General features: G+C 72.3%; 14 protein-coding genes. 5 read left to right on the forward strand and 9 right to left on the reverse strand.

Annotation, left to right across the window (positions count from 1 at the left end; all coding sequences use genetic code 11):
• Positions 1–89 precede the first annotated feature (89 nt).
• Genes ACIP84_RS26555 through ACIP84_RS26570 form a run of 4 tightly spaced genes read right to left on the reverse strand, consistent with a single transcriptional unit; the run spans position 90 to position 4793 of the window.
• Entirely contained in the window at positions 90–1418 is a 1329-nt protein-coding gene (locus tag ACIP84_RS26555; RefSeq protein WP_401800869.1) for a hypothetical protein, read from the reverse strand.
• Positions 1415–2308: an N-acetylneuraminate synthase family protein gene (locus ACIP84_RS26560; RefSeq protein ID WP_401800871.1), complete on the reverse strand. Its 894-nt coding sequence runs from the start codon at positions 2306–2308 to the stop codon at positions 1415–1417. The genes ACIP84_RS26555 and ACIP84_RS26560 overlap by 4 nt, the downstream gene beginning before the upstream one ends.
• A gap of 11 nt (positions 2309–2319) precedes the next feature.
• Complete coding sequence (locus ACIP84_RS26565; protein WP_355966395.1) at positions 2320–3504, reverse strand: acylneuraminate cytidylyltransferase; 1185 nt, start codon at positions 3502–3504, stop codon at positions 2320–2322.
• Positions 3504–4793, reverse strand: a complete 1290-nt coding sequence (locus ACIP84_RS26570; RefSeq protein ID WP_401800874.1) for a DUF6716 putative glycosyltransferase — start codon at positions 4791–4793, stop codon at positions 3504–3506. Before ACIP84_RS26570 ends, ACIP84_RS26565 begins: the two co-directional genes overlap by 1 nt.
• A 219-nt stretch (positions 4794–5012) precedes the next feature.
• Here ACIP84_RS26570 and ACIP84_RS26575 point away from each other — a divergent pair, with 219 nt between their 5' ends.
• Both ACIP84_RS26575 and ACIP84_RS26580 read left to right on the forward strand, forming a co-directional pair.
• Positions 5013–6077: a glycosyltransferase family 2 protein gene (locus tag ACIP84_RS26575; RefSeq protein ID WP_401800877.1), complete on the forward strand. Its 1065-nt coding sequence runs from the start codon at positions 5013–5015 to the stop codon at positions 6075–6077.
• Complete coding sequence (locus ACIP84_RS26580) at positions 6074–7396, forward strand: polysialyltransferase family glycosyltransferase (protein ID WP_401800880.1); 1323 nt, start codon at positions 6074–6076, stop codon at positions 7394–7396. The genes ACIP84_RS26575 and ACIP84_RS26580 overlap by 4 nt, the downstream gene beginning before the upstream one ends.
• A gap of 150 nt (positions 7397–7546) precedes the next feature.
• On the opposite strand, the gene ACIP84_RS26585 is transcribed toward ACIP84_RS26580, so the two are convergent.
• The 4 genes from ACIP84_RS26585 to ACIP84_RS26600 form a co-directional block, all read right to left on the reverse strand.
• Positions 7547–8368, reverse strand: coding sequence for a MerR family transcriptional regulator (locus tag ACIP84_RS26585; protein WP_355966384.1), 822 nt, complete (start codon positions 8366–8368; stop codon positions 7547–7549).
• Positions 8369–8405: 37 nt separating this feature from the next.
• On the reverse strand, positions 8406–9071 hold the full coding sequence (gene leuE, locus ACIP84_RS26590; RefSeq protein ID WP_401800882.1) for a leucine efflux protein LeuE: 666 nt from the start codon (positions 9069–9071) through the stop codon (positions 8406–8408).
• A gap of 141 nt (positions 9072–9212) precedes the next feature.
• On the reverse strand, positions 9213–9527 hold the full coding sequence (locus tag ACIP84_RS26595; protein WP_355966378.1) for a 4a-hydroxytetrahydrobiopterin dehydratase: 315 nt from the start codon (positions 9525–9527) through the stop codon (positions 9213–9215).
• Positions 9528–9529: 2 nt separating this feature from the next.
• Positions 9530–10771, reverse strand: a complete 1242-nt coding sequence (locus ACIP84_RS26600; protein ID WP_401800885.1) for a Twin-arginine translocation pathway signal — start codon at positions 10769–10771, stop codon at positions 9530–9532.
• Positions 10772–10941: 170 nt separating this feature from the next.
• Here ACIP84_RS26600 and ACIP84_RS26605 point away from each other — a divergent pair, with 170 nt between their 5' ends.
• The 3 genes from ACIP84_RS26605 to ACIP84_RS26615 all read left to right on the forward strand — a co-directional run bounded on the left by ACIP84_RS26605 (position 10942) and on the right by ACIP84_RS26615 (position 12324).
• Positions 10942–11403, forward strand: a complete 462-nt coding sequence (locus ACIP84_RS26605; protein WP_401800888.1) for a DUF6415 family natural product biosynthesis protein — start codon at positions 10942–10944, stop codon at positions 11401–11403.
• A gap of 142 nt (positions 11404–11545) precedes the next feature.
• Complete coding sequence (locus ACIP84_RS26610; protein ID WP_401800890.1) at positions 11546–12076, forward strand: glycine-rich domain-containing protein; 531 nt, start codon at positions 11546–11548, stop codon at positions 12074–12076.
• 32 nt (positions 12077–12108) lie between these two features.
• The gene (locus ACIP84_RS26615) at positions 12109–12324 is read left to right on the forward strand and encodes a hypothetical protein (RefSeq protein ID WP_355966369.1); all 216 of its coding nucleotides are present in this window, start codon (positions 12109–12111) and stop codon (positions 12322–12324) included.
• A gap of 155 nt (positions 12325–12479) precedes the next feature.
• Here the strand turns inward: ACIP84_RS26615 and ACIP84_RS26620 are convergent, their stop codons facing one another.
• Complete coding sequence (locus ACIP84_RS26620; protein WP_401800893.1) at positions 12480–14060, reverse strand: methylmalonyl-CoA mutase; 1581 nt, start codon at positions 14058–14060, stop codon at positions 12480–12482.
• Positions 14061–14138: the final 78 nt, after the last annotated feature.

Raw genomic sequence — 14138 nt, forward strand, 5'->3', positions numbered from 1 at the left:
TCAACTGCCCGTTGATCACGAAAAGTTCAGCCCGTTAGGGGAAAGATTCTCGGTTCGACAGGCATGAAGCCCCTTCCATATGGGTACGCTCAGCCGAATTCGAGCCGATCGGTCTGGGTCGCCGCCCGCGACGTGAGCCGGTCGACCTCGTGGGCCGCCGTGCCCGTCACCCCCGACAGGAAGCCCTGGGCCCGCGGGGAGGCGGTGGCCCGCAGCCACTCGGGCGAGATCTCGCAGACCGCGACCTTCACACCGGTGCCGGCGAGGGCCAGCGGCAGGGTGTGCACGACCGTGGACGGGAAGCTGACGACCGTACGGCCGATGGGGCCGCGGCGGGCGATCAGCTCCAGGGGCAGTTCCGGGCGGACCACCTGGAGGCCCGTCTCGACCGCGATCCGGTGCAGCTTCTCGGCGCTCTCCCTGCGGTGCGCGAAGTAGCGGGTGGCGCCATGGGTGCGGGCGAGTTCCGCCACCACCCGGTCGTAGTGCGCGGCGTCGACCACCCCCGTCTCCACCAGCGAGGTCCCCACCAGGTCCGCGCCGCCGGTGAGCAGCGGCGGGCCGAAGCGGGCCCGGGTCCAGGCGTAGGAGTTCTCGGTGACCGTGATGCCCTCGGGGACCTCGACGGGCAGCGAGGTGAAGATCTCGACCGTACGGCCGGAGGTCGGGGCGAGGCGCTTCCTGGCGAGCAGGCTCACCGGCGCCAGCACCAGCTCGCGCGGGTCGAGGCCGCTGTTCCTGCGGTGCCAGCGCACCAGGCGCTCGCCGCGGCCGACCTGGGCCGCGTACTCCATGGTGGCGGTGCCGTCGTCCACCACGGTCAGGTGCCGGGGGGCGAAGAGGGTGAGGAGGAGCTGGACGTACCGGGAGAACGGGTCCCCGATGATGACCCGCTCCGCCGAGCGCAGCGGCCGGGCGAGCTCCCGCAGGGTGCGGACGAGCGCGCCCCGGCCGCCGCGGGCCTCCTGCCAGTGCACGGTGAGGCCCTCGTCGCGGGCCAGCTGGGCCATCCGGCGCAGCTGGCCCCGCGACATGGGGTCGGTCGGCGAGAGGACGACGACCGTCAGGGCGGGTGCGGGCCGTGCCGCACCCTGGGCGGCGTTCGTCGAGCGGGGCGCCCGTACGGACGCACCGGCGTCCGCGCAGTCGGGGGCCGTGGTGACCGCACCGGCGTCCGCGGGCTCGGGCGCCGTGGTGACCGCACCGGCGTCCGCGGGCTCGGGCGCCGTGGTGACCGCACCGGCGTCCGCGGAGTCGGGCGCCGTGGTGACCGCACCGGCGGGCACGGCCTCCGCCGGGCCGTCCGCGCCGGCGGGTGCCGCGGAGGGCGCGCCCGTGGCGGGAGCCTGGGTGTGCGCCCATTCCAGGACGTTGAGGAGCTGGACCGGGCTCTCGACGAACGCCAGCTGCCCGGTCATGCGGCGACGAGGCCCTGGACCCGGCGGAGCTTCTTCATCGGGCCGAGCTCCGACTCGTAGACCTTCTTGACGCCGTCACCGAGGGCGGCCTCGATGGTGCGGATGTCGCGGACCAGGCGCTGCAACCCCTGGGGCTCGACGGAGGCGGCCTGGTCGGAGCCCCACATGGCGCGGTCGAGGGTGATGTGGCGCTCGACGAAGGTGGCACCGAGGGCGACGGCGGCCAGCGTCGTCTGGAGGCCGGTCTCGTGGCCGGAGTAGCCGATCGGGACGTTGGGGTACTCCTCCTGCAGGGTCTGGATGACGCGCAGGTTGAGCTCCTCGGCCTTGGCCGGGTAGGTCGAGGTGGCGTGGCACAGCAGGATGTTCGAGCTGCCGAGGACCTCGACGGCGTGACGGATCTGCGCCGGCGTCGACATGCCGGTGGAGAGGATGACCGTACGGCCGGTGGCGCGCAGCGAGCGCAGCAGCTCGTCGTCGGTGAGGGAGGCCGAGGCCACCTTGTGGGCGGGGACGTCGAACTTCTCGAGGAAGGCGACGGCCTCGGTGTCCCACGGGGAGGCGAACCAGTCGATGCCGCGCTTCCTGCAGTGCTCGTCGATGGCGCGGTACTGGGTCTCGTCGAACTCGACGCGGTGACGGTAGTCGATGTACGTCATCCGGCCCCAGGGGGTGTCCCGCTCGATGTCCCACTGGTCGCGCGGGGTGCAGATCTCGGGGGTGCGCTTCTGGAACTTGACGGCGTCGCAGCCGGCCTCGGCGGCCACGTCGATCAGCGCGAACGCGTTGTCGAGGTCGCCGTTGTGGTTGATGCCGATCTCGCCGGTGATGTAGACGGAGTGGCCCGGGCCTGCGGTCTTGTCGCCGAGGGTGCGGATACGGGTGTTCATGGTTCTGTTCCTTAGGAGTTGGGGGTGTCGAGCTCGGGTCCGAGGAGCCAGGCGGCGATCTCGCGGATCGCCCCCGAGCCACCCGGGGTGACGGTGACCGCGCGGGCCGCGGCCCGTACGGAGTCGTGTGCGCTGCTCACCGCGACGGGCCAGCCGACGAGGTGGAAGCAGGGAAGGTCGTTGACGTCGTTTCCGGCGTAGAGCACGCGCTGCGGGTCGATGCCCTCGGCCTCGCACCACTCCTTGAGGGCCCGGTCCTTGCGGTCGACGCCGTGCAGGACGGGGATCTTGAGCTTGCGGGCGCGGGCGGCGACGACGGCGTTCTGCTCGGTGGAGAGGATGAGGACGGGCAGTCCGGCGCGGCGCAGGGCGGCGATGCCGAGACCGTCGCCGCGGTGGGCGGAGACGAACTCGCGCCCCTCGGCGTCCAGGTGGACCCGGTCGTCGGTCTGCGTGCCGTCGAAGTCGAGGACGACGGCGTCGACGTCCGCGAAGCCGGGCGTGGCCGGGGTGTCGAGGAGCGGCGCGAGGACGCGGGCGCGGGCCAGGTCGTGCGGGTCGTCGATCTCCAGGACCCGGGCGGGGTCGGTGACGACGAGGGCCGTGCGGCCGAAGAAGCGGTGCTTGTGGGTACGGAAGCCGGCAGCGTCCATCGCGTAGACGGCGCCGGTCTCCAGGTACTCGGGCTCCCGGTCCTGGCGGCGGGGCCGGTGCGCCTTGTCGTGGTTGACGCCGGTGGCGCCGTCCTCGACCGTCTCGCGCCAGAGGAAGCCGTGCGACGGGGCGGCGGTGAAGGCCGTGTCGGCGGCACCGGAGGTGATGCGCTCGACGGTCTCGGCGACCTCGGCGGAGCTGAGGAAGGGGCTGGTGCACTGGACGAGCAGGACCACGTCGGCCGGGCGGCCGTGAGTGGCCTCGAAGGCGTCCATGGCGTGCAGGACCGCGGCCTCGCTGGTGGCGGTGTCGCCGGCGATCTCGGCGGGCCGCCGCACGGCCTCCGCCCCCGCGGTGCGGGCGGCGGCCGCGATGCCGGCGTCGTCGGTGGAGACCACGACGTGGGTGACGGGGCGGGCGCCGAGGCAGGCCCGGACGGCGCGGGCGACCAGGGGGACTCCGGCCACCGGGGCGAGGTTCTTGGCGGGCACGCCCTTCGAACCGCCCCTCGCGGGGATCACGGCGAGCACGGTGGTGGTCATCAGAGTTCTCCCAGACGGCGGATGACGGGGGCGACGCGTTGCACGCCGTGGCGGTACGCGCCCCGCGCGGCCTCCCGGACGACCCTGCGGAGGCCGCTCTCGCGAGCCTCCGGGGCGGTGACGTCCAGGCGGTGGCGGGCGAGGATCCCGGGCAGGTAGCCGGGCGCCGTCTCCGTCGTGTAGTAGGGGGTGATCGGGGGGAGCGCGGGGAGCGCGAGGAGTTCGGTGACCCGGTCGCGGGCCGTGTCGAAGGCCGCGTCGTACGAGCCGTCGGAGGCGACACCCTGCCGGGCGAGCCAGGCCTCGTCGGGCGTCGGGGCGAGCCCCTTGTCGAGCCGGTCGAAGGAGGCGAGCAGACCGGAGCCGACGAAGTGGTGGTTGCCGAGGGCCTCGCGGACCCCGAGGTCGGTGAGGATCGCGGTGGGGATGCGCCGGTGGAGGGCTTCGAGGGCGGCCGTCGAGGAGACGGTCACCAGCAGGTCGGTGCGGTCGAGGACCTCGCCCATGTGCCCGTACACGAGCGTGAAGTTGGCCGGCGGGTCGAGCTCGCGGACCAGCTTCTGGAACGGGTACTCCTCCAGGTGCGTGGTGTGTTCGCCCGGCTTGGAGCGGAGCTTGAGGAGCACCTCGCGACCCGGGTGGAGCCGGGCGTGCTCGATCAGCCGTCGCAGCACGTAGGCGCGTTCGGTCCGGGTGACCGGCACGGACGGCTGGGCGGCGAAGACCAGGGTGTCGCGGCCGGCCTCCGGGGTGTGCGGGGCGCCGCCGAGGAAGGGCAGGGCCGCCTCGACGACCGAGTCGGCCCCGGCGCCCACTCCTTCGTACACGGCGCGGAAACGCTCCGCGTCGTGACGGGAGTTGGCGAGGACGACGTCGGCGCCGTGGCGCAGCAGCAGACCGTCGGTCAGCTTCTCGTAGACGACGCCGACGTAGCCGGTGACGATCACGGGACGCCGTGCGAGGCCCAGGTCGGCGAGACCCTGGAGGACGGCCCGTACGGTGCCGCCGACGAGAGCGAGGACGACGACGTCGAATCCCTCGCCGCGCGTCTCCGCGTCCCGTACCGCGCGCAGGAACTCCGCACCGGTCACCTCGCGCGGGGTGGCGGTGGACACCCCGGTCTCGGCGAGCTGGCGTTCGGTGGGGGTCGCCCGTCCGCGCAGGACGAATCCGGTGGGTTCGGCGGTCGCCGTGGTGATGCGGCGCGCCGTGAGGGCGCCCCATTTCCACCGGGTGTCGGAGTCGGCGAGTACGGCGACCCGTACCGCTTCTCTGGTACTTGCTGGCACGCCGAGGACGCTAGAAGGGCATTCCGCTTTTCGGCCCAACTGGGCCACAACAAACGGTGAACAGAGCCTCTCCTCCTGCTGAAGCGGGTCGTGAACCGGACTTATGGGGGCTGATTCTCCCTGCCGGGAAAGGTGGTTAATCGGCCCGCCGCTTCGTGTTCACCGAAGAGATGCCCGACGGTCGGTGGGAATGCCGGGACGGCACCTAGCGTCGACCGCGTGGTCAAGCTCTCCGTCGTCGTGCCGTTCTTCAACGTGCAGACATACGCCCCCGACACCCTCACCAGCCTGCGGGCCAACGCCCGCGAGGACTTCGAGTTCCTGCTCGTCGACGACTGCTCGTCGGACGGGACCCCGGCGATCCTCGAGCGGGCCGCGCGCGAGATCCCGGGTGCCGTCCTGATCAGGCACGAGCACAACGGGGGCCTCGCCACCGCGCGGAACACCGGTCTCGACGCCGCTCGCGGCGAGTACCTCACCTTCCTCGACGGGGACGACTGGCTCGCCCCCGGCTACTACTCCCGCCTGGTCGCCGCCGCCGAGGACCTCGGCTGCGACTTCCTGCGCACCGACCACGTCTCCGTCACCGGCCGGAACCGCGGCATCCGCCGCGCGCCGGTCCCCCGGCGCCGCGAGGTGCTGAACCCGCGGGACGCGATCCTGCCGGCGCACCGGACGACGTCGGTCGACTACCCGTACGCCTGGGCGGGGATCTACCACCGGCGGCTCCTCGACCGCGGACTGCTGCATTTCACGCACGGACTCCGGACCGCCGAGGACCGGCCGTGGATCTGGCGACTGCACCGCGAGGCGGAATCGTTCGCCGCGATCGGTGAACTCGGTGTCTTCTACCGGCGTGGAGTGGCGACCTCACTCACCCAGATCGGCGACATACGGCAATTGGATTTCATTCGCGCTTTCGACCAGGTGATCGAGGAGACCGCGAAGGACGCGGACGCCGATCTTCTCCTTCCCAAAGCCGTGCGCACCTATTGCGCGGTGATCTCCCATCACATCGGCTCGATCGAACGCTTCGAACCGGACGTCGCCCGTCAGTTGAAGGCGATGAGCGCGGGCGCGCTGCGGCGCATGCCGCAGGACGTCCTCGACGAGGCCCTCACCGCGATGGGCGGGGACCGCGCGACGATGCTGCGGAGACTGCGGCGGCGCCGTCCGGCACCGCCGCCGACGCCGGGCGCGGGCACCGGCGCCTGCGCGGGCACCGGTGTCGGCCCCGGCACCGGCACCGGCGTCGGCCCGGCCTCCGCGGAGGTGGCCGCGTGAGCACCCGCCGGACCACCCAGATCTTCTGCGCCTCCACCCTCTACGGCGCGGTGACGATCGCCGCCGCCCTGGACAGCGGCGGCTTCGGCCCCGCCGACCGCCGGATCCTGCTCGTCACCGACAACGCCGCCGTGCCGGAGACGACCCCGCCCATGGACCGGGCCGAGGGCTTCGAACGGCTCCGTAGCCGATTCGACTCCGTCCTGTCGTGGAACGAGACGATCTCCCCGCTCCACCCGGGCGGCTGGACCCCCCGGGCGAGCGACCTGCCGCTCCTCCAGCGCCATCTGCGCAGGATCTGGGACCTCGGTGACGACCACGTCGAACTCGCCCTGGAATCGATCCAGGTGACGCCCGCGCTCGCCATCGCGCAACTGCTGCCCGACGCGCCCATCACCGTCTACGCGGACGGTCTGATGAGCTACGGGCCGACCCGCAACAAGATCGACCCGCTGATCGGGGGGCGCGTCGGCCGGCTGCTCCACCTGGACCTCGTGCCCGGCCTCGCGCCGCTGCTGCTCGCCGAGTTCGGGGCGGTGCCGGAGACCGTGCCGACGGAGGCGTTCACCCGGTGCGTCGACGAACTGGCCGGTCCCGTGGCCACGGCGGCCTCCGAGGACGGGCCCGTGCTGCTCCTCGGCCAGTACCTGGCGGCGCTCAACCTGCTGACCGCCGCCGAGGAGGAGGGGCTGCACCTGCAGATGGTCCGGGGCGCGGTCGCCCGGGGCCACCGGCGGCTCGTCTTCAAGCCGCATCCGACGGCCCCCGACACCTGGTCGAAGGCGCTGGCCGAGGAGGCGGCGGCGCTCGGCGCCGAGCTCACCGTCGAGGACCGGCCGGTGCTCGCCGAGGTGCTCTACCGCGAGCTGCGGCCCGCCCTCGTCGTCGGCTGCTTCTCCACGGCGCTGCTCACCGCGCGGACCTTCTACGGACTGCCGGTCGCCCGGGTCGGGACGCGCGGCCTGCTGGAGCGGCTCACCCCGTTCCAGAACAGCAACCGCATCCCGCTCACCGTGGTCGACGCGGTCGTACCGCCGCTGGAGGCCGGTGCGGAGGGCGGCGGCGCGATCGCGACGGCCCAGCTGAACGACCTGGTCGCGGCGGTCGGCTTCGCGATGCAGCCGAAGATCCGGCCGGAGCTGCGGGAGCCGGCGGTACGGCACCTGTCCGGGCCGTTCGCCGAGCGCACCCGGCACCACTTCACCCGCCGCCGCCTCACCGTCCTGAACCTGCCCGGCGGCATTCCGCTCCCCCGCCACCCGAGGGTCCGCCGGCTGGCGCGGCGCGCACTGCGGCTGCGCAAGGCGCTGAAGAGGTAGCGGTGCGGCCGCGTGCGGCGGAGGCGGCCGCGCCACGAGCGGCGGGCGGCCCGTGCCGCGTGCGGCGGGCCCGGGCCCCGTGCGGGGGACCCGGGCCCGCGGGCCGGAACGGTACGGGGTGCCTCGGGTCGGGCGAAGACGTGTCCCGCGTCAGGCGCGGACGATCTCCTCCTGGATCTCCGTCACCCACTGGGAGCGGTCCTCGGGGCACTCCAGGTACAGCTCGCGCGCGTAGTGCCGCGTCTCGTACCCGTGGGCCTCGATCCAGCGGGCCAGGGTCTGCGCGGTCGGCAGGATGGTGTCCATCGAGCCCCGGTGGACGACGGTCGCCGCCTCCTCGATGCCGGGCAGCACGTGCACCTCGACGCCCTCCACGGCCGTCCCCTCCGGGACGGTCATGCCGGCGTGCACGAGGACCGATCCGTCGCCCTTGCCCGCGTCCTCGTAGTACGCGATCCCCGGGCCGAACCCGGTGAGCCCGGCGGCCTCCAGGCGGCCGCACAGCTCGTCGTACAGGGGCCCGATGACCGGGCCGATGTGCTGCGGGCCGAAGCTCGCGGCGACCGCGCTCAGCTCGGCGATCCGGACGGCGGGGATCTTCTTGACGACGACGTCCTGGGTGGACATGCGTCCCTCGCTTTCGATGGCCCGGAGCCGCGCGCCGACCTGGGCGAGCCGTGCCCGCGCCTCCGCCATGGCCGCTTCCAGCTCGGCCTGGCGCAGACGCAGCATGCCCCGCAGCTCGTCCGCGTCGAACTTCTCGTCGAGGATCGCCCCCACCTGTTCGAGGGTGAAGCCGAGGTCCTTGAGCGCGATGACACGGTTGAGCAGGGCGAGCTGTTCCGCCGTGTAGAAGCGGTAGCCCGTGTGCGGGTCGACCCGGGCCGGGCGCAGCAGTCCGATGGCGTCGTAGTGGCGCAGCATCCGGACCGACACCCGCCCGTGCCGGGCGAAGTCTCCGATGGTGAACATGACGACCCCTACGGAACGGCCTCACACGGTGTGAGGGTCAAGCGGCGCTGCTGAGCGAGAGCTTCGCGGCGAAGCCGAGGAAGAGGGCGCCGGCGGCGGAGGTGGCCCCCGCGGAGAGCCGACGGCGGCGGCGGAACGCGGCGGCGAGCCGGGTGCCACCGAATATCAGCATCGTCAGGTAGAGGAAGCTGCCGATCTCCAGGAGCGTGCCGAGGACCAGGAAGGAGAGCGCCGGGTAGGCGTACGAGGGGTCCACGAACTGCACGAAGAAGGAGATGAGGAAGAGGATCGCCTTCGGGTTGAAGAGGCTGATGACGAGCGCCCTGCGGTACGGGTTCTCCCCCGGCCCGGCCTGCGCCCCCTCGGCCCCGTCGGCCGCCGCCTCCGCCACCTCGCCGCGCGAGCGCCACATCTCCCGGGCCGAGCGCAGCATCCCGTACGCCATCCAGGCCAGATAGCCCGCGCCCGCGTACTTCACGATCATGAAGAGCAGGGGCGTGGTCTGGAGGAGCGAGGCCGCGCCGAGCGCGGCCAGCGTCATCAGGACGGCGTCGCCGGTGAAGACTCCGGCGGCGGCCTTGTAACCGGTCCTGGTGCCCTTGCGGGCTGCGACGGACAGCACGTACAGCGAGTTCGGCCCCGGCAGGAGGATGATGAGGACGAGGCCCACGAGATAGGTCGGAAGATCGGTGACACCCAGCATGAAGCGGAGTGTCGCATGTCAGTACGACACTCCGCCTGCGTGTTTCGTATCGCGGAAGATCGGATCGCGGAGGATCAGAACGACCGCTGAACCGCAACGCCCCTCTGCCTCCGGAGGGGGACGGCTTCGCCGGTCCCGGGGTCAGTCGAGGGGAAGCGCCTGGTGCGCAGCGACGATCGCGTCGATGCGGTGGGCAAGGTCGAAGTCCGCCTCGGTCAGCCGATAGTTCGCGTCATGCGTGGTGATGGCCGCTCGCAGGTGGTCCATTCGCAGGTCCAGATCCGCATGGTGCTGGACGCGCCGCGACCGGTCCGCGATCGTCACGATCGCTGCCACCGCCGCGTGATACCGGATCGGATAGGTGCGGGTGATCTCGTCACCGGTCCGCTCCCACCCGGGCAGCGCAGCAAGACGCTCGGTGATTTCCTCGTCCGACAGCGGCGCAGGTACACCCATCGTCAGCTCCCCTCGGTCACGGGCGCCAGGGCCTCGGCGAGGTCCCGCCCGACCGGGGCATCCTGCCACGGCCGCATGGCCCGCTCCAGGGTGGCCAGTTCGCGCCGCATCCGTGCGGATCCCGTCTCGACGGCGATCACTGCGACGTCCCGGGCGATCTCTACAGCCTGCTCCGGCTCGCGCGCGGTCGCGGCAGCCGTCGCGTGCCGTGCCATGTAGACACCGCGGTCCCGCCGGGCGGTGGCCGGGACGGCATCGAGCACCTGCGACCACAGGTCGCTCGCCTCGGCACCGAGGCCGAGCCGGCCGTAGCAGGTGGCACGCTGCACCTCCAGGTACCCAGGTGTCCGGCGACAGGCGTTACCCCAGGGAAGGTCATCGTCGTCCCGGGGCAGGATCCGGCCGGCCCCGTCGATGAGCCGGTCCACCGCGTCACGGTCGTGCATGAGGCTGGCGCCGTGGGCCTGCTGCTGCATCGCCATCACGCGGATCTTCGGAACGACCTGGTCGTCGTCGAGAGCCGCCTCGCACAAGTCGACAACGCCGGCCCCGTCGCCGAGGTCGGTCCGAACCTGCGCCGAGTTCACCATGGCGTACCCGACGAGGTGCGGGTCGCGGGCCCGGAGCGCTACCTCCTGGGTGACGCCCCGCCAGAAAGCGGCGGCGCTCAGGTCGCCGGCGTCCTGGTAGAGCCAGCCGACGAGCGCGGCGTACGCGGCGCCGACCCGGAGCAGCCTGCGGCGGGTATCGCCGGTCGCGCTGCGGGTGAGCTTGTCGATGAGCTGGTACTGCGGGCCGAGGGTGCCGATGAGGTCGTGTGGGCCGAGGAGCATGTCGGCCCGGTAGTGCCCTTCAAGCTGAGACTGGAAGTAGTCGACGAGGCCAGGGTCGACATGCTGCGGCGCGGTCGGCCCGGGGACGAGTGCGGCTGCGGTGACAGTGAGAAAGCCGGCGTTCCGCATGGTGGCCTCTTCGTGATGCTCGGGCCGGAACCAGCCCGGCGGAGTCGTGAAGCCCAAGTCCTCCGGCCACTTCCCGAACACGTGGTGAAGGACGAGTGCGGTTTCTTCCAACGGCCAGCCCGGTTCCTGACCTTCCCACCGGCGCCAGGAGCGCGGGCTGACGTTGAAGTGGGTGTCGTCGAGGAGTTGCTGTCCATGCCGGGTGAGCGCCGCGGCGGCGGCCTCCATCGACCGCCAGCCGACCCGCAGGCGGGCGGCGCGGAGAGCGTCATTGCGGCTCATGCCGCCAGTCTGCGGTGTCATCGCGGTCCCTGCGGGCCATGGCCGCGACGTGGCCGTGCGTGGCCGCTCGATGGCCTATCTGCTCGGTGCGGTGCTCACACATCATCGGCTGCAGGTGACCCGGGCGTACCGCGAACTGCGGAGATGCCCACGGGCGGACGGAGCAGCCGATGCGGGAGCGGGTCGAGCGGAACGGTGCACCGGAGGAGAGCGCCGGAGACCTGGGCACCGCACTCCTCCAGATCGTCCCGTCCCTCGAGGAGCACGTCGAGGACGCCGCCCTCGCTGCCGTCCGCCGGGCCCTCACGACGCAGCAGAACGCCGGCCCCCTGGAGCTCGCCCGGCTGACGGACGCGCTCGTGACGCACTGTGCGAACCTCGCCGATGGCATCGAGACGATCCCCCCGGAACGGCGCCCGGTGCGCGGGGCGGGTGCCCTGCGGGACTGGGCCACGCTCCAGGCCGACGGACCCGGCAACGGCCCCCTCGGCTCGTGGTCGTACGCCCGGCAGCTCGCCATGGTCGCCCGCAGCATGGTCACGGCGCTCCGCGATCACCGCGCGGCGGCGGAGGCACGCGCGCCCTACGTCGATCGCCCGGACCTTCCCCCGCTCACGGCGACCGTCCCGTGAGGGAGTGGCAGCGGCAGGCGATCTACTGCCTGATCGTCCTCGGCATGCTCGCTGCCCTCTCCCTCGGCATTACCCGCTGACTCCCGCCCCACACGGGGCGGGTCCACGCCCCATCGGCAATCCACCGACCCGGAGGAAACCCATGGCCTGCACGAACGGCAACCCCACGCCCTGCTCGTCCAGTCCCGAGCCGCCCGGCAACCCGCCCGGCGCCCGAGCCCTGCTGGGCGAGGCGTACTTCGCCGGCGCGACGCAAACGGTCCTCGACGACCACCCCGGCATGGACTCCACGACGGCCGAGCGTGTTGTCATCGAGGCCGCGAAGTTCGTGCACGCCGCGTCGCTCTTCCCGACGGCGCGCATCTCCCCCACCAGCGAGGTGGACGCGGGCTGGCACGCCCTCATCCTCCACACTTACCCGTACGCAGCCCTGTGCAGCCGTCTCGGCCGCTTCGTCCACCACTACCCCGAGCGCCCCGACGCGGCCCGCCATGACCCGGATGTCATCACCCGCACCGTCGCCCTCATCGAGCAGGCCGGCCACACCCCCGACGCCGAACTCTGGACCGGCCGCGTCGGGGAGCTGGTCGGGGTGATCAGGCACACCCCGCCCGGGGGCTGCGGCCCGATCAACCCCGGCAACTGCGCGACCCACGGCGGCGGCGACGAATAGGCTCGGCAGCCTGCCGACGTAGGGAGAGCACCATGGATGCGAGCGAGGTTTCGTCACTGCACGACGTGATGCGCCGGTACGGGATTCCCGGGAACCTGACACCGGAGGATCCGCAGAATCAGGCCGGCCCCTGGCGAGTGGTGGACGACGCCGGCCAGGACATCACGGAGGCCACCCTCGCCGCCGCGGCCGCTGCCGCGAGCCGCAAGCCCACCCGCGGGTTCGTCATCGCGGGCCGGCCCCGGTAGCGGGCGGCCGGCCTCCGGCCGAACGCGCAGAGCGGCCCCGCTCTCTCCGGACGAGGGGCGGGGTCATTGCGTTTCCGCAGCTCAGGACGCGTTCTTATGGGCCGTGATGCCGCATGTCAGTGCGGCACTTCGTCCGTGTTTCGTAGCACGGAGGATCAGAACGCGTCGGTCGGGACGTACGTGCCCCACACCTCCCGCAGCGCGCCGCAGACCTCGCCGACGGTGGCGCGGGCCCTGAGGGCCTCCTTCATCGGATACAGGACGTTGTCCGTGCCCGCGGCCGCCCTCCTCAGCTCCGCGAGGGCCGCGTCCACCGCCGCCCCGTCCCGCCCGGCCCGCAGGGCGGCGAGCCGTTCGGCCTGCTGGGCCTCGATCGCCGGGTCGACGCGCAGCGGCTCGTACGGCTCCTCGACGTCGACCGTGTAGCGGTTGACGCCGACGACGACCCGTTCGCCGCTCTCGGTCTCCTGCGCGATCCGGTACGCCGACCGCTCGATCTCGCCCTTCTGGAAGCCGCGCTCGATGGCGCTGACCGCGCCGCCCATCTCCTCGACCCGGCCCATCAGCTCCAGGGCGGCCGCCTCGACGTCGTCGGTCATGCGCTCCACCACGTACGAGCCGGCGAACGGGTCCACGGTCGCGGTCACGTCCGTCTCGTACGCCAGGACCTGCTGGGTGCGCAGGGCCAGGCGGGCGGACTTGTCCGTCGGCAGGGCGATCGCCTCGTCGAAGGAGTTGGTGTGCAGCGACTGCGTCCCGCCGAGCACGGCGGCGAGGCCCTGGACGGCGACGCGGACGAGGTTGACCTCGGGCTGCTGGGCGGTCAGCTGCACTCCCGCGGTCTGGGTGTGGAAGCGGAGCATCAGCGACTTGGGGTTCTCCGCGCCGAACTCGTCCTTCATGACCCGGGCCCAGATCCTGCGGGCCGCCCGGAACTTCGCGACCTCCTCCAGGATCGTCGTGCGGGCCACGAAGAAGAAGGAGAGCCGGGGGGCGAAGTCGTCGACGTCCATCCCCGCGGCGACGGCGGTCCGCACGTACTCGATGCCGTCGGCGAGGGTGAACGCGATCTCCTGCGCGGGCGAGGCGCCGGCCTCCGCCATGTGGTAGCCGGAGATCGAGATCGTGTTCCACTTCGGGATCTCGGCCCGGCAGTACTTGAAGACGTCCGCGATCAGCCGGAGGGAGGGCTTGGGCGGGAAGATGTACGTGCCGCGGGCGATGTACTCCTTCAGCACGTCGTTCTGGATCGTGCCGGTCAGCCGGTCCGCCGGGACCCCCTGCTCCTCGCCGACCAGCTGGTACATCAGCAGCAGCAGGGCGGCGGGGGCGTTGATCGTCATCGACGTGGAGACCTTGTCCAGCGGGATGCCGTCGAACAGGATCCGCATGTCCTCGACCGAGTCGATCGCGACCCCCACCTTGCCGACCTCGCCCGAGGCGATCGGCGCGTCCGAGTCGTGGCCCATCTGCGTCGGCAGGTCGAAGGCGACGGAGAGGCCCATGGTGCCGTTGGCGATCAGCTGCTTGTACCGGGCGTTGGACTCCACCGCGGTGCCGAAGCCCGCGTACTGGCGCATCGTCCACGGCCGGCCGGTGTACATCGACGGGTACACCCCGCGGGTGAAGGGGTACGTGCCCGGCTCGCCCAGCTTCTCCGCCGGATCCCAGCCCTCCAGGGCCTCCGGTCCGTAGACCGGCTCGATGGGCAGTCCCGACTCCGACTCGCGCGCCATTGGCTGTGCCTCCCGATGAGATTGGGCCCTGCTCACAGCATGCGCGGATCGTGACCTGCGCGCGCAACCGCACACGCG

This window comes from Streptomyces sp. NPDC088707 (genome assembly GCF_044752725.1).
In the GTDB taxonomy this organism is placed as follows: Bacteria; Actinomycetota; Actinomycetes; order Streptomycetales; family Streptomycetaceae; genus Streptomyces.